The sequence below is a fragment of the Rhodococcus sp. IEGM 1354 genome (genome assembly GCF_030056855.1).
Taxonomy (GTDB): Bacteria; Actinomycetota; Actinomycetes; order Mycobacteriales; family Mycobacteriaceae; genus Rhodococcoides.
Map to the genome: position 1 here is coordinate 507,338 of NZ_JASHKT010000004.1, position 21,798 is coordinate 529,135.

Here is a 21,798-nt window from a genome sequence, read left to right on the forward strand (position 1 = left end):
GGCAGTGTTGGTCGGCAATCGAGATCGGGACGGAGCTGGGCGTTGTACGTAGTTGTGATGGGGTGCGGCCGGGTCGGCGCATCGCTGGCCGGAGCGCTCGAGCGCATCGGGCACGAGGTGGCGATCATCGACCGCGACGAAACCGCGTTTCTGCGCCTCGACCCCGGCTTCGGCGGGCATCGAGTAGTCGGTATGGGATTCGACCGAGATGTGTTGGTGCGCGCCGGAATCGAGAAGGCGGAGGCATTCGCAGCCGTATCCTCCGGCGACAATTCCAACATCATCTCCGCGCGCGTCGCGCGCGAGACGTTCGGCGTCGAAAAGGTTGTCGCCCGGATCTACGACGCCAAACGCGCCGCCGTGTACGAGCGCCTCGGCATCCCGACCGTAGCTACCGTGCCGTGGGCGACCGACCGGTTTCTGCACAACCTTCTGCGGGACGACCCCACCACGAAATGGCGCGATCCGTCCGGCAGCGTCGCGGTGGTGCTGCTCGACTTCCACGACGCGTGGATCGGCAAGAAGCTCTCGGTACTCGAGGATGCGACCCGGTCGCGGGCCGCGTTCGTCATCCGATTCGGCACCGGACTGCTGCCCGACAAGCGCACCGTGATCCAGGCAGGCGACGAGGTGTACGTCGCTGCCGTCTCGGGGACCGTCGCCGAGGCCATCGCATTGGCCGGCAATCCGCCGCCGTCGGACGACTGATGCTCGCCCGTACGTTGTTCCCCTCCCCCATCGACCCGAACGGGAAGCCATGAAAGTCGCCATCGCCGGTGCCGGCGCAGTCGGCAGATCCATTGCACGCGAATTGATCCGAAGCGAGCACGAGGTGATGCTCCTCGAACGCAAACTCGACCACGTCGATCAGGCCGCGGTACCCGAGGCCGAATGGGTGCTCGCGGACGCCTGCGAGTTGAGTCTGCTCGAGGCCGCCCATCTCGAGAACTACGACGTGGTGATCGCCGCTACCGGCGACGACAAGGCGAACCTGGTGCTCAGCTTGTTGGCCAAAACCGAGTTCGGAGTGAACCGCGTGGTGGCCCGGGTCAACGACCCCAGAAACGAATGGCTCTTCGACGCGGCCTGGGGTGTCGATGTCGCCGTCTCGACACCGCGCATGCTGGCGTCACTGGTGGAGGAGGCCGTGTCGGTAGGCGATCTGGTTCACCTGATGACTTTCCGCAAAGGACAGGCAAATCTCGTGGAGATCACTCTGCCCGAGAACACGCCCCTGGCGGGCAAGCCGGTACGCAAGCTCCAGCTACCGCGGGACGCAGCACTGGTGACGATTCTTCGCGGTGGCCGTGTCATCGTTCCGCAGCACGACGATCCGCTCGAAGGCGGTGACGAGTTGCTCTTCGTCGCGGCGAAAGAGGTGGAGGACGAACTACGTGCTGCGGTCGGTCTGACCTGACGGCAGCTCGTCGGCCTGTTCGTCGGTCGATGCCAGGTCCAGTGCTCGATCCGCCTGACGCACCGCCCACAGAGTCACCAGTAGCGCTACGCCGGTCAGGGGCCACCCCATCGCGATCCGTGCCACCGCGAGCCAGCCGGTCTGGTCCGAGTCGTAGAGCTGGGACTGAACGATGTAGCGCGCAGCGAACACCGACGCCCAGGCGATGGTGGCCACGTCGTAATAGCGAACCGCAGACCGCTCGCGACGCCACGACGTTCCCTTGCCGTTGAGGTAGCCCCAGATGACGCCGACGAGCGGCCACCGTGCGAGTACCGACAGCACGAACGCCCCGCCGTAGACGAGCGAGGTGTAGATCCCGAACAGGAAATAGCCCTTGGCGTCACCGGTGCGGTAGGCGATGAACGCGCAGATGCCGACGCCGAAGAATCCGGAGATGGCCGGTTGTATCGGGCTGCGACGTACCAGCCGCCACACCAGAACGGCCGCAGCGACACCCAATGCCGCCCAGAGAGCGACCGACAGGCCGAAGTAGCTGTTGAACGGGACGAAGACGACCACGGGCAGTGTGGAATACACCAATCCGCTCACGCCACCAAGCTGCTCGAGCACGGTGGGGGCGGCGGTCTGCACGTCGTCCGGCGTCGACGTGTCGGGTACCGGTTCCGGCGTGTTCGACGTTCTCGGGTGCGGCACGGCATCGTCGCTGTTCGTCACGAGAACGAGAGTGCCATACCGGTGACGATCAGTTGTCGTCGCGCAGTTCGTAGTACGGGTTGTAGACGATCTTGCGCCCATCGCGTTCGCCGACCCGGCCACGCACCAGAACCGTCTTGCCCGGCTCGATTCCGGCAATCTTGCGCCGGCCGATCCACAGGAGAGTCACCGTGTCGGTGCCGTCGAAGAACTCCGCTTCGATGTTGGCGTTCGCCGCCTTGGAACACGCTTCGACGCTGCGTAGTCGGCCCAACATCGTGACCTCTTCGCCACGCGAGCAATCGCAGGCGCGTCGAGCTCCGGACGCTTCCGAGGATTCGGCCATCTCCTCGGCGTCGAGCTGATCGATGTCCTCGGTCAACTTTCGCGTCAAGCGGCGAAAGTATCCTGCGGCAGCGGGTGCCATTGTGCGCTCCTGCGGGTGGGGGTCGTCTCGCAGCTCCACTCCTGGGAGCAGTTGCGGCGACCTGGGAGTTTCCCTCGTCATAGCTGGTACTTCGCCACTGTAGACCCGATCCGGCGCGCTGACCAACCACCGCCGCGCCGTCGAACGGAGGCGTGCACAATCGTCTCGTGCACACTCGATTCGAGACCTCCACCGCGATCGTTCTACCGGGGACGGGATCGGACGCTCAGTTCGCGGAGGAGGCATTCGGCCAGGCGTTCGGCATTGTGGGATTGACCACTGTCGCCGTGGAACCCGACCCGACCGGCGTGGTGAAGAGCTATCTCGGTGCCCTCGACGATGCGGTACGCACGCACGGTCCCGTCGTGGTCGCGGGAATCTCGCTGGGTGCAGCCGTCGCGGCGCACTGGGCCGAACGCAACCGCTCGAGAGTCGTCGCGTTGGCGCTGGCGCTGCCGGCATGGACGGGCGATCCCACCGGCTCACCGGCTGCACTGAGTGCACGGTTCACGGCTGGGTCGCTTCGCGAACACGGGCTCGAGAGCGTCACGACGACGATGGCGAATTCGAGCCCGGAGTGGCTCGCGCGCACCCTAGCGCGATCCTGGGCGTCGCAGTGGCCGGCACTCCCCCGAGCGCTGGACGAGGCGGCCTCGTACCGAGGCCCGGAATTGGACCGTCTCGCGCGGATCGACGCGCCGACCGTCGTGGTCGGCGCGGTCGACGACCCGGTGCATCCGATCGCGGTGGCGGAGCAGTGGGCTCGCGCCCTGCCGAGAGGCGTACTGCGGACCGTGACATTGACGGATATCGGACTCGACCCGGGGGTCCTGGGCCGAGAAGCCCTCGACGCTCTGACAGCGGCGCTCGACGGCTGACGCCACTCAGCCCCCCAGTTGCTGAATCGCCGATCCGGACGCCCCGCGGCGCGGAGCGCGCTCGGCACCGGGTTGTTCGGGGTTCGGTTGCGGAGTGGACTGCTGCTGCGCCGCTTCGGTGTTCGCGTCAGGGGCGGTGGGCTGCGCCGGCGCGGCCTGCTGCGCTGCTTGCTGTTGCGCGGCAGCTGCCAGTTGCTCGGCCAACACCTGCGGCAGAACCACCGGCAACGGAGTGCGCACCGGGTGTGGATCGGTACCGCGGTCGACCACGGTCTGTCGGAGAATCGAGTGCGCCAGTTGGACCAGGGGCTGTCCCTCTGCCACCGCGCCCGACGGGCCGGCGAGAACGCATCGAACCATCCAGCGGTACCCGTCGACACCGATGAAGCGCAGATCGGCGTTGGCGGTGACTCCGACCAACTCGCGGCCCCACGGCCCGGTCTCCACAGTCGTCTCGGCCTTGTCGTTGCGCAGTGATGTCGCCAGATCGGCCGCCACCTCGCGCCACTGTCCCGGAGACTTCGGGGCGGCGTAGGCGGCGATGGTGATGCGCCCGAACTGGGTGACGATATGTACTGCCTGCGGGCTGCCCGCCTGAGACATCTCGACCTGCAGTTGCCCACCTTCGGGGAGAGGGATCAACACCGAGCCGAGATCCAACCGGTTCGCCGCGACGCTCTCCCGATCCTCGTCCAGATCGCCGAGATCGTGTGGGCCCTCGACGGTGGTGTCCGCAGTCGCGTCGTCGCTGTCGTCGTCGCGGCCATCGACGAGTGGCTCCGCACTGGACGCGGAGGCACTGCCGGCGTCGTTCTTCTTACGCCGTCCGAACATGTTCAGCTCTCTTCTTCTCGGTTGCATTCAGTTCGCTGTACACCGACGACCGTCGCGACAGACGCACTACGTAGGACGTCACTGCACCAGACTCGCATGTCCGCCGGTCGAACCGTGACCGCCGTCCCCTCGAACTGTGTCGTCGAGTTCGTCCACCTCGACGAACTCGACCAATTCGACGCGCTGCACCACCAGTTGGGCGATTCGATCACCGCGCTCGAGCACGATGGGCGTCCGGGGATCGTGGTTGATCAAGCAGACTTTGATTTCCCCGCGGTATCCAGCGTCGATGGTGCCAGGGGTGTTGACGACCGACAGTCCCGATTTCGCCGCCAGTCCCGAGCGCGGGTGCACCAGCCCCACCGTCCCGAGGGGCAGAGCCACCGCAATACCCGTGCCGACGAGAACCCGTTCGCCGGGAGCGATCGTCACTGGGGCGGTGATCCGCAGATCCACACCCGCGTCACCCTCGTGTGCACGCGTGGGCACCGGTAGTTCTGGGTCCAACCGGCGAAGTCGAACCTCACCGGACCGGTCCGGGGGCACCTCGCGTGGATCGCCGGAACGCGTGTTGCGGGACTCGATGACTTCGTCACTCACGTCGAACGAGACTACGCTGATCTGCTTTTCCGTCGGCGCGGCGACTACCCTGGGTGGGGTGACTGCAGATCGACAGGCCGATCGGGTGAACCCCGAGTCCGACGACCCCACCTCGCATGCTGGTTCCCCCGGCTCGGAGTCGGTGCTCTACGCCGAACGACTGTGGGTACCTCTCTGGTGGTGGGTGGCCGGCGCAGCGCTGGCGGTACTGCTCGCAGCGGAAGTGCACATGGGTGCCCCCGGTGTTCGCGCCTGGCTGCCCTACGTAGTGCTCCTCCCCCTGGTCGCCTGGGCTCTGGTGGCGTTCAGCAGGCTGCGCGTGCAGGTGGTGGCCACCGAACCGGGCTCGGACTCGGGCTCGGACTCGACCGAGTCGTCGTCCGCAGGCATCGAGCTACGGGTCGGCAAAGCGCATCTGCCTCTCGACGTCGCGTCGAAAGCAGCCGTGGTGCCCGCGACAGCAAAAAGTGCGGCGCTGGGGAGGCAGCTGGACCCGCTTGCCTTCGTTCAGCACCGCACCTGGGTGAAACAGATGGTGATCGTCGTCCTGGACGACCCTGACGACCCGACGCCCTACTGGTTGATCAGTACCAAGCGGCCGGAGGATCTACTCGCCGTGCTCAGTGCCCACGGCGTGGAAGCTCGCTGACCCAGCGTTCGGCTCTCTCTGTGGAACCTCACTGCCCGGCCGCTCGGCCGGGCATCGCCTGCCGCGGATCAGGCGGCGCAATCCCGGCACATGAGCACGCCGTTGGCATCGCTCGCCAGTCGACTGCGGTGGTGGACCAGGAAGCAGCTCGAACAGGTGAACTCGTCCGCCTGCTTGGGAACCACCCGGACCGAAAGCTCTTCGCCGGACAGGTCGGCACCCGGGAGCTCGAAGGACTCGGCGGTGTCTGACTCGTCCACGTCGACGACTGCAGACTGCGCCTCGTTGCGACGAGCCTTCAGTTCTTCGAGAGAGTCCTCCGAGACGTCGTCGGATTCTGTTCTTCTCGGAGCGTCGTAATCGGTTGCCATTGTTCTCGTAACCCCTCATCTTCGTGCGTGTGTGTGGTGGAAGCTGCCGGTGTGGTCGGCTTGTGGCCGTCGGCTGTGAAGAGGGCGCTTGCTCGCTCCCACCGATTTGATTCTCGATCGAACAGGTTCATCACGCGGTGCCGGAAACTACACGGGGTAGTTCCCAAATTTCGCCGGTTGAAACTCGATCGAGATTTCGCTCACCTGATCGAGGACTCACCGGCGACTTTCCGTTTCTTAAGCACTGCGGCCGCCAGACAATAGCCGACGCCGACCCCAAAGCCGAAACCGAATCGCCGATCACTCCATTGCCTCCGTGCACGCCTCATCAACACCGACATCACCGGCTTCATTCCGCAGTGGACAGAAGCAGTTCCGCTGCTGGTTTTCACCGCACAAAAGGGTCGCGTGCACTGATTTCGGTGACCTCGGGGCCGAGTGCGCCGTCGCCGAGGACCGCGGGCATCTACAGTAGGCACGCGTCGGTGTGAACCGACTCCGTGTACCGGTCTCGGCGACTGCCGACGGAAAGGCGAAGAATCACTGTGGTTTCTCTGATCACCGAAGGCCAGTCGGTAGACGGCCGCGGCCGTCCGTTCCGTCGCCGCCGCGCACTTCCGATCATCGCCGTATTCGCAGTACTCGCTCTGCTCGGCGTGGTCGTGTGGGTCAAGGTGTTCACCACCACCGAGACGACATCGGCCACTGCCGAATGCAACACCCCGACCACGACCGCCGCCACCGACGGAACGCAGCCTGTCGCCCTCGGCGAGGAGGTCGACCCGACGACACTTCTCGACGTCGAGCCTGCCGCCCTGTCTGCATCGAAGGTGCGAGTGTTCAACGCCAACGGCGAACGCGGCCAAGCTGCACACGTGGCGGCTCAGCTCAGTGACTACGGCTTCGCGAGTGCTCCGGACGTGCAGGTGGGCAACGACCCCGTCTACGTCGACCAGAACATGCAGTGCCAGGGCCAGATCCGGTTCGGATCCGCCGGCATCGCCGCCGCGAGCGCAGTGTGGCTCCTCGCACCGTGTGCAGAGCTCATCGAGGATTCCAGGACCGACGACTCGGTGGATCTGGCACTCGGCACCTACTTCAGCGAGATTCAGCCGAACGACGACGCGGAGGAAGTGCTACGCACGCTGGCGGGCGCAGCCCCCGGTGCCGCGCCGCAGCCCCTCGACCCGGATCTGCTCGCCGCCGCGCGTCAGTCTCGTTGCTGAGTCGATCGCGCTGCTGAGACAGGCTCGTCCGTCAGGTCGGAATCGGATCGAGTGCGCCGACGAGTCGTAGGGCGGCGGTCAAGGTTTCGGCGATTCCCGGGGCCATCGCCACTGTCACGACACCGTGTGCGCTCGTCGACGTCGCTGCGGGCACATCGACGAGGGCTCCGGCCTCAGCAGCGATCAGCGAACCCGCCGCCCAGTCCCACGGGCTGAGGCCGTGCTCGAAGTGGGCGTCGACGGCACCGGACGCAACCATGCACAGATCCAGTGCTGCAGAACCGATTCGGCGAATATCGCGCACCTTCGGAAGCAGTTCGGCGATGATCGCGCCCTGCGTCGCGCGACGTCGGGATCCGTATCCGAATCCGGTAGCCAGCAACGTCATCGACAATTCGGTCACACCCGAACACCGCAGATGTTCGATACGACCGTCTGCGTACCGAGCCGTCGCCCCGTGCCCCTGCGCTGCGGAATAGACCACGTCGCGGGCCACGTCGACGACGGCCCCTGCCACGCTCACTCCGTCGATCTGCGCGGCGACAGAGACCGCATACGCAGGAATCCCGTACATGAAGTTGACGGTCCCGTCGATCGGGTCCAGCACCCATCGAACTCCGTCGACGGAGTCGTCTCCGCCACCTTCCTCCTCGCCGAGGACGGCATCGTCGGGACGCAGCTGCGCCAGCAATTCACGAAGAACACGTTCGGTTTCGGTGTCCACGACGGTGACCGGATCGGTCGGTGTGCTCTTCGACTGCACGGCCGCTGCCTCCGCGTCGGGACTGCCACCGAACACCTGTGGACGACGCGTTCGGACGTGCTCGGCTGCGCGCGTCGCGACCCGAACGGCGACCCCGCGCAGTTCCTCCACATCACGTGTCGTCGATTGGGTGTTCGACAATCCTACGGTCGCCGGCGTCCCCGGCAATTGCTCAGTGGCGGTGTGGGTCTGCGTTCCGTCATGTTTCGACACGCGTACATCGCAACACACTTCGGCAGCGCGGCACCACCGCGGCGCTCGGCGGGCCGTCCGCTGCAGCGTCGGCGTCACGTCGACGAACACTCGGCACTATTGTTCCGAAGCGACGGCACACACGAATTCGATCAGGCCAGGAGCGGCATCGACATGACACAGCCAGGTTCGGACAACAACACCGCGGCGACGGCAGAGCGTCACGGATTCGGCGTCGACGTCGGTGGCAGCGGCATCAAGGGCGGCATCGTCGACTTGAACACCGGTGAGCTCGTGGGCGATCGCTACAAGATCGAGACCCCTCAGCCCTCGACCCCCGACGCCGTCGCGCGGACCGTGGCCGAGATCGTCGCGCATTTCGAGTGGACCGGGCCGATCGGCGTCACCCTGCCCGCGGTGGTCACCAACGGTGTGGCACGTTCGGCCGCGAACATCGACAAGAGCTGGATCGACACCGATGCGCGCGCACTGTTCGCGAAGGCCATCGGAAACGAGAGCATCACTGTCCTCAACGACGCGGATGCCGCCGGGGTCGCCGAGGACAAGTACGGCGGCGGCAAGGGCAAGGACGGGGTCGTCGTCCTGCTCACGTTCGGTACCGGGATAGGTTCCGCCGTTCTGCACAACGGAGTTCTGCTGCCGAACACCGAGTTCGGACACATGGAGATCGGCGGCAAGGAGGCCGAGCACCGCGCGGCGTCTTCGGTGAAGGAGAACAAAGGGCTGTCCTACAAGGAGTGGGCCAAGGAGGTCTCCACTGTGCTCGCGACATTCGAAGCGCTGCTGTGGCCCGATCTGTTCATCGCCGGTGGCGGAATCAGCCGCAAGAGCGAGAAGTGGATTCCGCACCTGACCAACAGAACCCCGGTGGTCCCCGCAACCCTGCTGAACACGGCGGGAATCGTCGGCGCGGCCCTCGCGGCAGACAGTGCCGTCGCGTCTGCCGAGACCGGTACTTCGGCCGGATCGCCGCACTGACACGCGGTGTCGCCACCCGCGTAGGACGAGGGTAGGTAACAAACTCCTGAGAGGTCGTTACAATGGTGTGTGCCGGTACGCAGCCGGCCGAATCCGAAGACCTCTCCGCCGGAAACAACTCTGGCGTGACGCCGCACGACTTCGTCACGAAAGGGCGTACGTGGCAGCCACCGATATCCGTCAGACCGTAGATTCCGAACCTGGAACTGCGACACCTGAACCTGCTGTCAAGGCACCCGCCGCGAAGGCACCGGCTAAGAAGGCACCGGCCAAACGTGCCGCCGCCAAGAAGGCACCGGCCAAGAAGGCCGCAGCGAAGAAGACAGCAGCTCCCGCCACCGGCGATGACGCCGACGAGAGCACGCCGGGAATCGAAGACATCGACATTTCCGAAGGTGACCTCGCCGCCGCAGCGAACGACGTCGTCGAGGTCGTCGCCGCCGGTGACGACACCGAAGAGGACGCAACGAGCGAGCCGACCGCCGAGGACAAGGCGTCGGGCGACTTCGTCTGGGACGAAGAGGAATCCGAAGCGCTGCGGCAGGCCCGCAAGGACGCCGAGCTCACCGCATCGGCGGACTCGGTTCGCGCGTACCTCAAGCAGATCGGCAAGGTCGCCCTCCTCAACGCCGAGGAAGAGGTCGAGCTGGCCAAGCGGATCGAGGCAGGTCTGTTCGCCGTCGAGAAGATGCGCGAGTCCGCAGAGAAGGGCGAGAAACTCCCCGTCGCTCAGCGGCGTGACATGACCTGGATCTGCCGTGACGGCAACCGCGCCAAGAACCACCTGCTCGAGGCAAACCTCCGCCTCGTCGTCTCGCTGGCCAAGCGCTACACCGGCCGCGGCATGGCGTTTCTCGACCTCATCCAGGAAGGCAACCTGGGTCTGATCCGCGCAGTCGAGAAGTTCGACTACACCAAGGGTTACAAGTTCTCGACGTACGCCACGTGGTGGATCCGCCAGGCCATCACTCGCGCGATGGCAGACCAGGCCCGCACCATTCGTATCCCGGTGCACATGGTCGAGGTCATCAACAAGCTCGGACGCATCCAGCGTGAGCTCCTGCAGGATCTGGGCCGCGAGCCCACTCCGGAGGAACTCGCCAAGGAGATGGATATCACGCCCGAAAAGGTGCTGGAAATCCAGCAGTATGCTCGTGAGCCGATTTCCCTCGACCAGACCATCGGTGACGAGGGCGACAGCCAGCTCGGCGACTTCATCGAGGACTCCGAGGCTGTCGTCGCGGTCGACGCGGTGTCGTTCACGCTTCTGCAGGATCAGCTTCAGTCGGTGCTCGAGACGCTCTCCGAGCGTGAAGCAGGCGTGGTCCGGCTTCGATTCGGCCTCACCGATGGACAGCCCCGCACCCTCGACGAGATCGGGCAGGTGTACGGAGTCACCCGCGAGCGAATTCGTCAGATCGAGTCCAAGACGATGTCGAAGCTGCGGCACCCGTCGCGGTCCCAGGTTCTGCGCGACTACCTGGACTGACATTCATCGAACGACAAAGCGACCGCCGATCTTCGGATCGGCGGTCGCTTTGTCGTTACCGGCGACTCTCAGGGGTGTCGATCAGAGCACGGGCGTCTCGAATTCCCCGGCGGGCCCCGGGCGGTACTCGACGGCGGCAGTGACGGCCTCGAGCGGTAGCGGTCCGTACAGGTGTGGAAACAGCATCGACTGCGGGTCGGACGGCACACCCGGCTCCCATCGCACCGGTGCACTCAACCGCGCTGAGTCCACCGTCAGCAGCACCAGATCGGCGCGTCCGGGGAAGAGCCGATTCGCAGGCAGATGCACCTGCTCGGGCGTGGAGAGGTGAACGAAACCCAGTTCGGCGAACGACTCCGGCGTGTACTCGGTACCGCCCCGGATTCTCGACCACTCCTCCGTGGTGCACAGATGTACGAGGACGTCGGTTCGATCGGTCACACCGCCATTGTGCCGGGTTCTCGGGGCCTCGTGTCCCCTACCCCGCGCGTCCCCGAGCCGTGTCCTGGAAGTCAGGGCGGGGGCAGCGTGGGTGCCCCACCGCGCGTTCGGCCCGGCAGGCCACCGAGCACCACTGCGGCGATGACGGCAAGGATTCCCAGGGACTCGAGCAGCGTCGGCACCTGGGTCAGCACCACGGCACCGACGACCGTCGCCGTCGCAGGCAGCAACGCCAACAGCAGCGCGAAGCGAGCCCGCCCCACCCGGACCAGGACGTATTGGTCGAGTACGTACGGAACGACGCTCGACAACAACCCAACGCCCAGGCCCAGAACCCAGATGCGCCAATCGCTCAGAACGTCGGTGTGCGCGAACGCGAACGGTCCGAACAACGGCACGGCGAGAAGTACCGATGCGATACCGAAACCGGCAGCCATGTCGTCGAGCCCCTGCCCGGCGTCGGCCACGGACTTGCCCAGCACGATGTACGCCGCCCACAGAGCCGCCGAACCGAGCGCGAACGCGACTCCGATCGATCCCACCTCGCCGCCCTCGAACTGCGCCGACGCGATAGCACCAACGCCGGCGACCACCAGAACGACCGCGAGTGCATCGGTGAGCTTCCGAGATCCTGCTGCGGCGACGACGATCGGGCCCAGAAACTCGATGGCGACCGCCGCACCCAGGGGCAGCCGAGCGATGGCCTCGTAGAACATCACGTTCATGCCGATCGTGGCCGCTCCGAAGGCGGCGGCGGTCACCGCGCGTCGTACCGTCCAGCCGGATCCGGCACCTCCGCGTCGACTCCACGGCCTGCGCCAGGCGATCAGGACGACAGCCGCACCGAAGCCGCGCAACCAGGCCACCGCAGCCGGGTTCACCGTGTCGAACAGGAACACTCCGATGGCCGCGCCGACGTACATGCACACGGCACCGATCACGAACAGCGACGGGATACCCAGCCTCGAAGCGCCGGACAGCGAGGAAGAAGTCGAAGCCACACCGGGACCCTACTGCCGCCACCCGTCCCATTCCGTATCAGCTGTCAGCGAACAGGATCCACGGCGTTCCTGCTCGTAGGACATGTTTCGTGTTAGTGACAACACAAAGAAACGCGCTCGGGAACAACGCGTGACCGCCATACGTCTGACAGAGTGAACGAACCGCGCCATACCGACGCGGCGGACCGGCCCCAGGCGAACGGGACATACCCGCAAGCCAGTACGGAGGAGTCATGCCCGGAACATTGACCAGCCCACAATTGACAGCAGCGGACCGGTGCGACCGGTGCGGTGCAGGGGCTCGCGCGCGTGTCGTGCTCTCGACCGGTGGAGAACTTCTCTTCTGCGGTCACCACGCCACCGAGCACGAAGCCCGCTTGCGTGAAGTGAACGCAACGGTGATGACCGAATCGGACTCCACGGTGTAACCCACCGACTCGTCGGGGGACGCCAGTTCGCCACAGCTGTACCGAGTCAACTTCATCAACGCACGATCACAACGACGGACGGTCTCTGGACCGTCCGTCGTTGTCGTGTCACCGGCACAGTCCGCCGGCAGCACTCGTCCGTCGGGTGCTACATCTTGCGCAACTGCGCGATTCGCTCACCCAGCTGCTCCGCCGATGCCATCGCCGTCGGCGGGCCACCGCAGATTCGACGCAGATCGCCGTGAATGACGCCGTGCGGCTTTCCCGTCCGGTGGTGGTACACAGCAACCAAACTGTTCAATTCCCGCCTCAGGCCGGCCAGCTGGCCGGCACTGGTGGCCCTGTCGTTGACGACGGCAGGTGCGGGAACCGCCGGGCCCGGAGCGGGTTTGTCGATCTGCTCCTGCTGACGCTGGCGAAGCAGGTCGCGCATCTGCGTCGCGTCGAGCAGGCCGGGGAGTCCGAGATAGTCGGCTTCTTCGTCGCTGCCCGAGAACGTCGCGGTCCCGAACGAGGAACCGTCGTAGATCACCTGATCGAGCTCGGCATCCGCGCCGAGCGAGGTGTACGCCTTCTCTTCCTCGCCCAGCTCGTCTTTCTGCTTGTTCGCGTCTGCCAGCAGCTCGTCGTCGAAGCCGTCCTTCTCGCGGTGGGGCTTACCGAGAATATGGTCCCGCTGCGCCTCCAGCTGTGAGGCGAGGTCCAGCAGAACCGGTACCGACGGCAGGAAGACGCTCGCGGTCTCGCCCTTTCGGCGTGATCGCACGAAACGGCCGATCGCCTGCGCGAAATACAGCGGAGTGGATGCACTGGTGGCGTAGACGCCGACGGCGAGACGCGGAACGTCGACACCCTCGGACACCATGCGGACGGCAACCATCCACCGCTGATCGCTCTTGCCGAACTCGGCGATACGAGCCGAGGACGTGGGGTCGTCGGAGAGTACGAGGGTCGGCGTCTCCCCCGTGATCACCTCGATCAGCTTCGCGTAGGCCCGCGCCACCGTCTGATCGGTTGCGATCACGAGACCACCTGCGTCGGGCATACCGCCCGACCGCAACTGTGCCAATCGCGTGTTCGCAGCCAACAGCACCGCGGGCATCCAGTCGCCCTGTGGGTCGAGGGCGGTACGCCAGGCCCGTGCGGTCTGCTCCGCATTCAGCGGCTCGCCCAACCGAGCGGTGTACTCCTCGCCTGCGCTGTCCCGCCACCGTGCCTCCCCGGAATACGCGAGGAAGACGACCGGGCGAACGACGCCGTCGGCGAGGGCGTCGGAGTAGCCGTACGCGTGGTCGGCCTTCGACCGCATCAGGCCGTCCTGATCCGGTTCGTAATTGACGAACGGAATGGGACTGTCGTCGCTGCGGAACGGAGTACCCGTCAACGCAAGGCGTCTGGTTGCGTCGCCGAACGCTTCGCGGATGCCCTCGCCCCAGCTCTTCGCGTCACCACCGTGGTGGATCTCGTCGAGGATCACCAGAGTTTTGCGGGCCTCGGTGCGCACTCGGTGCTTGAACGGATGAGAGGCGATCTGCGCGTAGGTCACCACCACACCGTGGTAGTCACTCGAGGTCTGACCGGTCGAGTTGGAGAAGCGTGAGTCCAACGCGATGCCCACCCGCGCGGCCGACTCGGCCCACTGATGCTTGAGGTGCTCGGTGGGTGCCACCACCGTCACCTGATCCACGGTGCGGTGCGCGAGCAGTTCCGCGGCGACGCGCAGAGCGAAGGTGGTCTTACCTGCACCCGGGGTCGCCACTGCCAGGAAGTCCTTGGGCGAGGCGACGAGATACTTCGTCAGCGCGCGTCGCTGCCAGGCACGCAGCGGTGCCCCGCCGACGGGCGCTGCCGTCTGATCGGTGGATGGTGGTGTGGGATCGAACATGTCAGCGCTCACTGGCCGCCGGTTCCTGGCATCGATGTAAATTCCTCGCGCTCTCGGTAGCCCTGCAGTGTCCGCCGAGGAGCCTATCGCTCCGTACCGACGGATCCCGCATCGCTGGGGTGATCTCGGACGCGACACGGCGCGTCGGTCGTTAGGCGAAGTCGGCATCGGTCAGGAATGCTGGAGGCACCATGAGCGAGTCTGCAGGCCGAACTCCCACACCGCCGCGAATGTCGGCGAGAAACCCGCTACGTGCGGTGTGGAAAGTGACTCTGCGCACGCTCGGCAAGGCATGGGACGATTCGATCTTCAGCAAAGCAGCGACCGCGGCCTTCTGGCAGACGCTGTCGCTACCTCCCCTTCTGCTCGGGGTGCTGGGCAGTCTCGGTTTCGTCGGAGGTTGGTTCGGCCCCAACACCGTCGACATCATCGAGTCGAAGATCATCACCTTCAGCAACACGCTCTTCAGCAGCAGTGTCGTCGATCAGATCATCGCGCCGACCGTCCGAGACGTACTCGCACAGGGCAGTGGCGAAATCGTCTCGGTCGGCTTCCTGCTCTCACTGTGGGCGGGCTCGTCGGCGATCTCGACGTTCGTGGACTCCATCGTCGAAGCACACGGACAGGCCGACGCGCGAAATCCCGTCTGGCAGCGGTTCTTCGCGCTGCTCCTGTACGTCGGCTTCCTGATCATCGCGGTGTTCGTGCTGCCGCTCGTCGCACTCGGACCGGTGTACGTCCAGCAGATACTGCCCGATTCGTGGCTGACCGTCGGCAGCGAACTCGTCGACTTCTTGTACTACCCGGCCGTCGGCTTGCTGCTGATCGTCGGCCTGACCACTTTGTACAAGCTGGCGTTGCACACCTCGTTGCCCTGGCATCGTCTGCTCGGCGGAGCACTGCTGGCCGGGGTGTTCTTCATGATCGCCAGCGCCGTACTTCGCCGGTACCTCACCTGGGTCACCAGCACCGGCTATACCTACGGTGCGCTGGCAACTCCGATCGCGTTTCTGCTCTTCACGTTCTTCCTCGGCTTCGCCGTGGTCCTCGGAGCCGAGTTCAACGCGACGATTCAGGAGTTCTGGCCGGCCAGAGCAACCCGAATGGATCAGATGCGTGAGTGGATCGCTGCCCAGGCAGCTGCGGACGACAAGCCGTCGGGACCGGTGACCGCGGTCGCACGGCGTCTGGCCACAGGGCCGATCAAAGTCACAGGCCCGATCAAAGCCACAGGCCCGGTCGGAGTCGTCGGTGATCGGCAGCGATCCGACCGGCCCGAACCGTCTCCGTGACGGTCGGGTCCGGCGGAGTCACCTTCGGACGCGAATTGTCACTCGCCCTTCTTGAGGCCCTCGTAGACCTTCTTGCAGTCCGGACACACCGGTGAGCCCGGTTTTGCCGACTTGGTGACAGGAAACACCTCGCCGCACAGCGCGACCACATGGGTACCCATGACGGCGCTCTCGGCGATCTTGTTCTTCTTGACGTAATGGAAGAATTTCGGCCGGTCGTCGTCGGTGGTCTCGTCCGGAGCGATGTCGGGACGGTCCTTCGTCTGAGTGCTCATGAACACAGATTAATCCGTCGCCACACCGTGATCGAACCGGTCGTACATCTCGTCGTATGCAATCTGTGAGCGGTAGTGCCACAGTGGAGGTATGACGAGAACCCCAGGGTTCGACGGAAGCGCGTACAGCGACTCGCCGGATGGGCCCGTCCTGATCACCGAGGCGCAACAGTCGGTGGAAGAGCAGCACAAAGCGCGTGTCCGCAAGTACATGTTCATCATGTCCTTCCGCATACCGGCCTTGGTGCTCGCTGCACTGGCATACGGAATGTGGATGAACCCATGGATATCCATGGCGATCGTCGGTCTGTCCATTCCGCTCCCGTGGATGGCGGTGTTGATCGCGAACGATCGGCCGCCGCGCACCAAGGACGAAATGAGCCGGTACGACTACCGGACCATCGACAGTCCGGCCATCGAATCGAGCAACCACCGCGTGATCGAAGCCGGCGAGGACTGAGAAAGAGCCGACAGTCGGTGCGACACTTGCTCGGTGAACGCACAGACTTCTCCGTCCCCGCTCGTCGCTGCCGCCGCTAGCCTCCGTGAAGCCTTCGATCGCGCGGGCTACGACGCCGATGGCGTACTGACATTGTTGGGCGCCGACGCCCACGCCGCACTGGGACGCACCGAACCGGTTCCGGTCCGCAACGCGAGCCTCGGCGGCGGAGATCTGGGTGTGTTGGTGCGATTGTTCCTCCTGGTCGACGACTGCCCGGAGGACGAGGTCGCGGCCGCTCTCGCGCCTCTGACCGTCGCCGCAGCCGTCGCAGCCGGCATTCTCCTTCGCACCGGATCCACGGTGCGCGCCCTGCTGGACATCCGGCCCCTCGACGCCGGTCATGGAACCCGGTGGATCGTCTCCGACCCCGACGGCAGCATGCGCGTCGCCGACACGGCCAGCGATCATGTGCTCGGCGTCGGCCAGGCGTCGCTGTCGTTGCTACGCGGGACACCGACCTCGCCGGTGGACACCGTTCTCGACGTCGGAACCGGATGCGGCATCCAAGCCGTCCACGCGTGCGACTACTCAACGACGGTGACCGCGACCGACATCAGCCCGCGTTCGATGGATCTGGCAGCGGCGACGATGGCCCTGAACGGTCTCGACGTCGAACTGCTGCACGGGTCGTGGTTCGAGCCGGTGGCCGGACGCACGTTCGATCGCATCGTCGCCAATCCCCCGTTCGTCGTCGGGCGCGCCGAAGTACTCCACTCGTATCGCGATTCCGGCCTCGATCTCGACGGGGCGAGCGCCTTGATGATCGCGCAGGCACCCGAGCACCTCACCCTCGGTGGGACCGCCGCCATCCTCGCGTCGTGGGTGCACATCGAAGGCGAGGACTGGCGTACCAGGGTGGCCTCCTGGCTTCCCGCCCACGGGGTCGACGCCTGGGTGGTCGAGCGTGACGTGGCAGACCCCGCTTTGTATGTGGGCACCTGGATGCGCGACGGCGGTCTGGACCCGCGCGATCCCGATGCGGCCGCGGTGGCCCAGTCCTGGCTCGATCATTTCGCCGCTGCGAGTGTCGAGGGCGTCGGTTTCGGGTTCGTCTATCTACGCAAAACGGAATCTCCGACGGATCTGCTCGCCGAGGAGTTGACGCACGGGTTCTCCGACCCGCTCGGTAACGAGTCACTCGAGTATTTCTCTCGGCTCGAATGGCTCCGTGACAACGACATTCTCGACTCGGTACTGACTCTCGACCCCAACACCGCGCTGGAACGGGTGTTTCTTCCCGGCGACGAGGGCTGGGCTCCGGTGGCGATCCGTGTCCACCGGGGAAACGGACCACAGTGGCAGCACGACGTCGACGAGCTCGGTGCCGCGCTTCTTGCGGGCCTGCGCCCGGACGGGCTCGCGGTGGGCGAACTGGTCGAGTTGCTCGCCGCCGCGCACGGTGAAGATGCCGACGAACTGGCCGGACATGCGGTGACGCTGATGCAAGGTCTGATGCGGCACGGACTGGTGTTGCCTGCTCGCTGAACAGACCTGGGGCTGCACTGCCGTTCCCGCTGCGGACGTTCTCAGCAACTTCTCAGGACGGACCCGCCGTATTCCCTGGTCAGGCGGGTATCACAAGGATCGGCGTGGGAACTTATCGGAGCGTCCCGAGCGTTGAACCTGTGAGACACCACCGACCAGGAGGCAAGTCATGACCAGCCCCAGCACCACGATTCGTCCGCGGCCCACCGATGCCGATCTGGACGCCCAGAGCCCAGCAGCCGATCTCGTTCGCGTCTACCTCAACGGCATCGGCCGCACCGCGTTGCTGACGGCTGAAGAAGAGGTCGACCTGGCCAAGAGGATCGAGGCAGGTCTGTACGCCAAGCAGGTTCTCGAGAACACGAAGCGGTTGAGCGCAGTCAAGAAGCGCAACCTGGCCATCATCGTGCGGGACGGAAGCGCGGCGCGCAGCCACCTGCTCGAAGCGAACCTCCGGTTGGTCGTCTCGCTCGCCAAGCGCTACACCGGTCGCGGAATGCCGTTGCTCGACCTGATCCAGGAGGGCAACCTGGGTCTGATTCGCGCCATGGAGAAATTCGACTACGCGAAGGGCTTCAAGTTCTCGACCTACGCAACGTGGTGGATCCGCCAGGCCATCACTCGCGGCATGGCAGATCAGAGCCGAACGATCCGGCTGCCCGTCCACCTCGTGGAGCAGGTCAACAAACTCGCCCGGATCAAGCGTGAACTGCACCAGCAGCTCGGACGCGAGGCAACCGACGAAGAGCTGTCGAGCGAATCGGGCATCGCAGTCGAGAAGATCGCCGATCTGCTCGACCACAGCCGCGATCCGGTCAGCCTGGACATGCCGGTGGGTAGCGACGAGGAAGCACCGCTGGGTGACTTCATCGAGGATTCGGAAGCAACGTCTGCCGAGAACGCCGTCATCGCCGGGCTGTTGCACAGTGACGTTCGCGTCGTGCTCGGCACCCTCGACGAACGAGAGCAGCAGGTCATTCGTCTGCGCTACGGCTTGGACGACGGCCAGCCGCGCACTCTCGATCAGATCGGCAAGCTTTTCGGACTGTCCCGCGAGCGCGTGCGTCAGATCGAGCGCGAGGTGATGGTCAAGCTCCGCCAGGGTGACCGCGCCGAGAAGTTGCGTTCGTACGCCAGCTGATCCTGGTTCTCCGACCGGTGGAGCGACGGTGACCATTCCCGTTCGCGCCATCCGACGCGGTGGCCGAACCGACGTTCCCTCCCCCTCGGGACGTCGGCTCGGCCGCCGCTTCTCTCTTTTTCGGCCACAGTGCTCCTCAACGCAACCGTCGGGGACCCAGGTCCGCCTTTGTCGGCTCGGGTCCGATGCGCACTCGCGCGTCGGTGATGTATGCGCCGTCGGCGGATGACAGCACCGGTTCGCAAGAAATCTCACGGATGTCGGGAATGTCCTCGGCCAGCGCAGATATGCGCTGGACGAGATCGATCAACGCACTCTTGTTGACCGGCACGGCGTTTCGGTAGCCCGACAGCAGCGGAGCAGCCTTCGGCGCGTCGATCAACTGTGCCGCTTCGTCCTCGGTCAACGGCAGCACACGGTAGGCACGGTCGCCCAGTAGATCCGAAATCACTCCGGCCAGACCGAACGAGATGAGCGATCCGAACGACGGGTCGTCCTGAACCCGCACCACGCAGCCGATTCCCTTGACTGCCATGCGCTGAACATGCAACAACGGCTCTCCGGATTCGGCCGCCAAGTTGCGGTATGCCACACGGACTGCCGAGGCGTCGGCCACATCCAAGCGAACACCGCCCAGATCGGCCCGGTGCCGCCACCGCTTCCCTGTCGCTTTCACTGCAACCGGGTACCCCAGTTCGTCGGCCGCCGCGACGGCCTCGTTCTCGTCGGTGACGGCACGGAATGCCACGACATCGAGGCCGTAATAGGCCAACAGCTCGGCAGTCTCGAAATCCGACAGCCAGCGCCCTTGTCCACCTGCCGAACGCCAATCCCGGACCAGCTGCTTGGCGCGATCGCCGTCGATGCTCTTGGGCCGAACCAGATTCGACACCGGCCGCGAGCGCCACGACGAATACCGCCACGCGGCAGCGAGTGCCGCCACGGCTCGTTCGGGGCTCGAGTACGACGGAACCGAGCCCCGAACCGGGTGCCCACCGGGCCCGCGTACAGCCAGCACATCCGGAATACCCTCGGTGGCAAGGAATGTCGACAGCACCGGCTTGTCGGACCCACGGACCGCATTGCCCAAAGCAGTCGCGAACGGCTCGACCTCGACCGCGACCGGGGGCACGAACACGACGATCACTGCATCGATGTCGGAGGCTGCCAGAGCCGACGAGACGGCCGCGGCAAAATCCTCCGGACCGGCCTGCGGTCCGACGTCGGTCGGGATATCGGCATGCAAGCCTTTGGCGCGAGCGGCGTCGACGGCCAGGACTCCCAGGGCCGTGGAGTTGCCCACGACGGCCACGCGCGGGCCGGCCGGGAGGGGTTGGTTGCCGAACAGCACTGCGCAGTCGAACAGTTCGGAGATGGTGTCGACCTGGATCACTCCGGCTTGAGCGAACAATGCTCGGACGATGGAATCGTCGATGTCGGCACCGATGGCGTGCGCGGGTGGCACGGCTCCGCGGCCGCTCTTGACCGCGATGATCGGCTTGCTGCGCGCCACCCGTCGAGCGATCCGGGTGAATTTGCGGGGATTTCCGAAGCTCTCGAGGTACAGCAGAATGACCTCGGTGGCCGGGTCCGAATCCCAGTACTGCAGTAGGTCGTTTCCGGACACGTCGGCTCGGTTACCGGCCGAGACGAACGTCGACAGCCCGAGCCTACGGTTGGCGGCCTCGTCCAGAATGGCGATGCCGAGGGCACCGGACTGACAGAAGAACCCGACGTTGCCCGGAGTGGGCAGATGCGGAGCCAGAGTGGCGTTCAGGCCGAACTCGGGATCGGTGTTCGCGACGCCGAGCGCGTTGGGCCCGATCAACCGCATACCGTGTGCCCTCGCGGCGAGCACCAGCCTGCGCTCGCTCTCCTGCCCCGCGGGTCCGGTCTCGCCGAACCCACCCGACACCACCAGCAGCGCTTTGACGCCCTTGTCGAGGCAGTCGTCGAGTACCGCGTCGATCGCATCGGCGGGAACTGCCGCGATCGCGAGGTCCACCGGGTCCGGGATGTCGTGCACGGTGGCGTATGCGCGCACCCCGCGCACCGAGCGGTGGTCGGCGTTGACGGGATAGACCGGGCCGGTGAAGTTGCCGGCCAGCAAATTCGCGAGAACCGCGTTGCCCACCTTCGAGCTGTCCGTCGATGCACCGATCACGGCCACCGATCGTGGGCTGAGCACGTTGCGCACACTGCGGGCCTCGGCGGCACGCTCACGCGAATTGCGTACCGACAGCAGAGCTTCGCTCGGGTCGATGGCGAACTCCAGTCGCAGCACACCCCCCTCGAAGGACCTGCTGACCTGATACCCCGCTTCACGGAAGACGGTGACCATGTTCCGGTTCTCGGCGAGCACCTCCGCGACGAACATGTTCACCCCGTTCTCGGCGGCCGCTCCCGCAAGGTGTTCGAGCAGGATCGGACCCAGACCGCGGCCCTGGTGCGCGTCGGCGACGACGAAGGCCACCTCGGCGGAGTTGCCGTCCCCTTCGGGTAGCCGCTCGTACCGGCCGACCGCGATGATGTCGTCGCCCAGTACTGCAACGAAGGCCACGCGGTCGTGATGGTCGACAGTGGTGAAGTTGAGGACGTCCCGCTGCGGCATCGTCGGGTAGGGGCCGAAGTACCGAAGGTATCTGGTGCGCTCCGACAGTCGTCCGTGGAAGGCCACGATGGCCTCGGAGTCCGAGGGCACGATGGGACGCAGGTGCACGACGCCGCCGTCCGACGTGAGAACGTCGGCGACCCAGTGCTGCGGGAACTCCGTTTCCGCTCGCTCCCGGGCCAGGTCCTTGGCGCTC

At 65.6% G+C, this 21,798-nt stretch carries 23 protein-coding genes; 12 read left to right on the plus strand and 11 right to left on the minus strand.

Annotated elements, in window-relative coordinates; genetic code table 11:
* Positions 1–42 precede the first annotated feature (42 nt).
* Both QM588_RS11960 and QM588_RS11965 read left to right on the plus strand, forming a co-directional pair.
* Positions 43–708, plus strand: coding sequence for a potassium channel family protein (locus QM588_RS11960; RefSeq protein WP_283313477.1), 666 nt, complete (start codon positions 43–45; stop codon positions 706–708).
* A 49-nt stretch (positions 709–757) separates the two neighbouring features.
* Positions 758–1,417 carry a potassium channel family protein gene (locus QM588_RS11965; protein ID WP_032365054.1) on the plus strand — a complete coding sequence of 220 codons (660 nt, stop codon included), beginning with the start codon at positions 758–760 and terminating at the stop codon, positions 1,415–1,417.
* Here the strand turns inward: QM588_RS11965 and QM588_RS11970 are convergent.
* Both QM588_RS11970 and QM588_RS11975 read right to left on the minus strand, forming a co-directional pair.
* A complete protein-coding gene (locus QM588_RS11970; protein WP_283313582.1) occupies positions 1,391–2,050 on the minus strand; it encodes a DUF3159 domain-containing protein in 660 nt (219 codons plus the stop codon). The two genes, QM588_RS11965 and QM588_RS11970, sit on opposite strands and share 27 nt — an antisense overlap.
* A 112-nt stretch (positions 2,051–2,162) precedes the next feature.
* The gene (locus QM588_RS11975) at positions 2,163–2,540 is read right to left on the minus strand and encodes an OB-fold nucleic acid binding domain-containing protein (RefSeq protein WP_027496896.1); all 378 of its coding nucleotides are present in this window, start codon (positions 2,538–2,540) and stop codon (positions 2,163–2,165) included.
* A 167-nt stretch (positions 2,541–2,707) separates the two neighbouring features.
* Between QM588_RS11975 and QM588_RS11980 the strand changes: the two genes are divergently transcribed.
* A complete protein-coding gene (locus tag QM588_RS11980) occupies positions 2,708–3,418 on the plus strand; it encodes an alpha/beta fold hydrolase (protein WP_283313479.1) in 711 nt (236 codons plus the stop codon).
* A gap of 6 nt (positions 3,419–3,424) precedes the next feature.
* On the opposite strand, the gene QM588_RS11985 is transcribed toward QM588_RS11980, so the two are convergent.
* Positions 3,425–4,252 carry a DUF3710 domain-containing protein gene (locus tag QM588_RS11985; RefSeq protein WP_283313480.1) on the minus strand — a complete coding sequence of 276 codons (828 nt, stop codon included), beginning with the start codon at positions 4,250–4,252 and terminating at the stop codon, positions 3,425–3,427.
* Between the two features lie 78 nt (positions 4,253–4,330).
* The gene (dut, locus tag QM588_RS11990; protein WP_283313584.1) at positions 4,331–4,798 is read right to left on the minus strand and encodes a dUTP diphosphatase; all 468 of its coding nucleotides are present in this window, start codon (positions 4,796–4,798) and stop codon (positions 4,331–4,333) included.
* Between the two features lie 196 nt (positions 4,799–4,994).
* Here dut and QM588_RS11995 point away from each other — a divergent pair, with 196 nt between their 5' ends.
* Positions 4,995–5,501, plus strand: coding sequence for a DUF3093 domain-containing protein (locus QM588_RS11995; RefSeq protein WP_283313586.1), 507 nt, complete (start codon positions 4,995–4,997; stop codon positions 5,499–5,501).
* Between the two features lie 68 nt (positions 5,502–5,569).
* Here QM588_RS11995 and QM588_RS12000 read toward each other — a convergent pair whose 3' ends face one another.
* Positions 5,570–5,872: a DUF4193 domain-containing protein gene (locus tag QM588_RS12000; RefSeq protein ID WP_027496891.1), complete on the minus strand. Its 303-nt coding sequence runs from the start codon at positions 5,870–5,872 to the stop codon at positions 5,570–5,572.
* Positions 5,873–6,417: 545 nt separating this feature from the next.
* On the opposite strand from QM588_RS12000, the gene cei reads away from it, so the two are divergent.
* Entirely contained in the window at positions 6,418–7,098 is a 681-nt protein-coding gene (gene cei, locus QM588_RS12005) for an envelope integrity protein Cei (RefSeq protein WP_283313483.1), read from the plus strand.
* 31 nt (positions 7,099–7,129) lie between these two features.
* On the opposite strand, the gene QM588_RS12010 is transcribed toward cei, so the two are convergent.
* Positions 7,130–8,002, minus strand: a complete 873-nt coding sequence (locus QM588_RS12010) for an inositol monophosphatase family protein (RefSeq protein WP_283313589.1) — start codon at positions 8,000–8,002, stop codon at positions 7,130–7,132.
* Positions 8,003–8,227: 225 nt separating this feature from the next.
* On the opposite strand from QM588_RS12010, the gene ppgK reads away from it, so the two are divergent.
* Positions 8,228–9,052, plus strand: coding sequence for a polyphosphate--glucose phosphotransferase (gene ppgK / locus QM588_RS12015; RefSeq protein ID WP_283313485.1), 825 nt, complete (start codon positions 8,228–8,230; stop codon positions 9,050–9,052).
* 160 nt (positions 9,053–9,212) lie between these two features.
* Positions 9,213–10,541, plus strand: coding sequence for an RNA polymerase sigma factor (locus tag QM588_RS12020; RefSeq protein ID WP_283313488.1), 1,329 nt, complete (start codon positions 9,213–9,215; stop codon positions 10,539–10,541).
* Positions 10,542–10,622: 81 nt separating this feature from the next.
* On the opposite strand, the gene QM588_RS12025 is transcribed toward QM588_RS12020, so the two are convergent.
* Both QM588_RS12025 and QM588_RS12030 read right to left on the minus strand, forming a co-directional pair.
* Entirely contained in the window at positions 10,623–10,982 is a 360-nt protein-coding gene (locus tag QM588_RS12025) for a DUF952 domain-containing protein (RefSeq protein WP_283313490.1), read from the minus strand.
* A gap of 71 nt (positions 10,983–11,053) precedes the next feature.
* Positions 11,054–11,983, minus strand: a complete 930-nt coding sequence (locus QM588_RS12030) for an EamA family transporter (RefSeq protein WP_283313491.1) — start codon at positions 11,981–11,983, stop codon at positions 11,054–11,056.
* Between the two features lie 233 nt (positions 11,984–12,216).
* Between QM588_RS12030 and QM588_RS12035 the strand changes: the two genes are divergently transcribed.
* Entirely contained in the window at positions 12,217–12,411 is a 195-nt protein-coding gene (locus QM588_RS12035) for a DUF7455 domain-containing protein (protein WP_027496884.1), read from the plus strand.
* A gap of 148 nt (positions 12,412–12,559) precedes the next feature.
* On the opposite strand, the gene QM588_RS12040 is transcribed toward QM588_RS12035, so the two are convergent.
* Positions 12,560–14,296, minus strand: coding sequence for a DEAD/DEAH box helicase (locus tag QM588_RS12040; RefSeq protein WP_283313494.1), 1,737 nt, complete (start codon positions 14,294–14,296; stop codon positions 12,560–12,562).
* Positions 14,297–14,526: 230 nt separating this feature from the next.
* On the opposite strand from QM588_RS12040, the gene QM588_RS12045 reads away from it, so the two are divergent.
* The gene (locus QM588_RS12045) at positions 14,527–15,588 is read left to right on the plus strand and encodes a YihY/virulence factor BrkB family protein (RefSeq protein WP_442972905.1); all 1,062 of its coding nucleotides are present in this window, start codon (positions 14,527–14,529) and stop codon (positions 15,586–15,588) included.
* Between the two features lie 38 nt (positions 15,589–15,626).
* Here QM588_RS12045 and QM588_RS12050 read toward each other — a convergent pair whose 3' ends face one another.
* Positions 15,627–15,863 (minus strand): DUF3039 domain-containing protein, encoded by a 237-nt coding sequence (locus tag QM588_RS12050; RefSeq protein WP_027496881.1) that lies wholly within the window; start codon positions 15,861–15,863, stop codon positions 15,627–15,629.
* Positions 15,864–15,954: 91 nt separating this feature from the next.
* Between QM588_RS12050 and QM588_RS12055 the strand changes: the two genes are divergently transcribed.
* From QM588_RS12055 to QM588_RS12065, 3 genes are all read left to right on the plus strand, one after another.
* Positions 15,955–16,323, plus strand: coding sequence for a DUF3099 domain-containing protein (locus QM588_RS12055; protein WP_027496880.1), 369 nt, complete (start codon positions 15,955–15,957; stop codon positions 16,321–16,323).
* Between the two features lie 33 nt (positions 16,324–16,356).
* Positions 16,357–17,850 (plus strand): N5-glutamine methyltransferase family protein, encoded by a 1,494-nt coding sequence (locus QM588_RS12060; protein ID WP_283313498.1) that lies wholly within the window; start codon positions 16,357–16,359, stop codon positions 17,848–17,850.
* A gap of 169 nt (positions 17,851–18,019) precedes the next feature.
* Positions 18,020–18,991, plus strand: a complete 972-nt coding sequence (locus tag QM588_RS12065) for a sigma-70 family RNA polymerase sigma factor (protein WP_027496878.1) — start codon at positions 18,020–18,022, stop codon at positions 18,989–18,991.
* A 136-nt stretch (positions 18,992–19,127) separates the two neighbouring features.
* Here the strand turns inward: QM588_RS12065 and QM588_RS12070 are convergent, their stop codons facing one another.
* Entirely contained in the window at positions 19,128–21,785 is a 2,658-nt protein-coding gene (locus QM588_RS12070) for a bifunctional acetate--CoA ligase family protein/GNAT family N-acetyltransferase (RefSeq protein WP_283313590.1), read from the minus strand.
* Positions 21,786–21,798 lie beyond the last annotated feature (13 nt).

Excerpts from the sequence above, each read along its gene's own strand:
- QM588_RS11965 (WP_032365054.1), top strand. The coding sequence starts at position 758 with ATGAAAGTCGCCATCGCCGGTGCCGGCGCAGTCGGCAGATCCATTGCA.
- QM588_RS11975 (WP_027496896.1), bottom strand. The coding sequence starts at position 2,540 with ATGGCACCCGCTGCCGCAGGATACTTTCGCCGCTTGACGCGAAAGTTG.
- QM588_RS11985 (WP_283313480.1), bottom strand. The coding sequence starts at position 4,252 with ATGTTCGGACGGCGTAAGAAGAACGACGCCGGCAGTGCCTCCGCGTCC.
- QM588_RS12000 (WP_027496891.1), bottom strand. The coding sequence starts at position 5,872 with ATGGCAACCGATTACGACGCTCCGAGAAGAACAGAATCCGACGACGTC.
- ppgK (WP_283313485.1), top strand. The coding sequence starts at position 8,228 with ATGACACAGCCAGGTTCGGACAACAACACCGCGGCGACGGCAGAGCGT.
- QM588_RS12035 (WP_027496884.1), top strand. The coding sequence starts at position 12,217 with ATGCCCGGAACATTGACCAGCCCACAATTGACAGCAGCGGACCGGTGC.
- QM588_RS12040 (WP_283313494.1), bottom strand. The coding sequence starts at position 14,296 with ATGTTCGATCCCACACCACCATCCACCGATCAGACGGCAGCGCCCGTC.
- QM588_RS12045 (WP_442972905.1), top strand. The coding sequence starts at position 14,527 with ATGTCGGCGAGAAACCCGCTACGTGCGGTGTGGAAAGTGACTCTGCGC.
- QM588_RS12050 (WP_027496881.1), bottom strand. The coding sequence starts at position 15,863 with ATGAGCACTCAGACGAAGGACCGTCCCGACATCGCTCCGGACGAGACC.
- QM588_RS12055 (WP_027496880.1), top strand. The coding sequence starts at position 15,955 with ATGACGAGAACCCCAGGGTTCGACGGAAGCGCGTACAGCGACTCGCCG.
- QM588_RS12065 (WP_027496878.1), top strand. The coding sequence starts at position 18,020 with ATGACCAGCCCCAGCACCACGATTCGTCCGCGGCCCACCGATGCCGAT.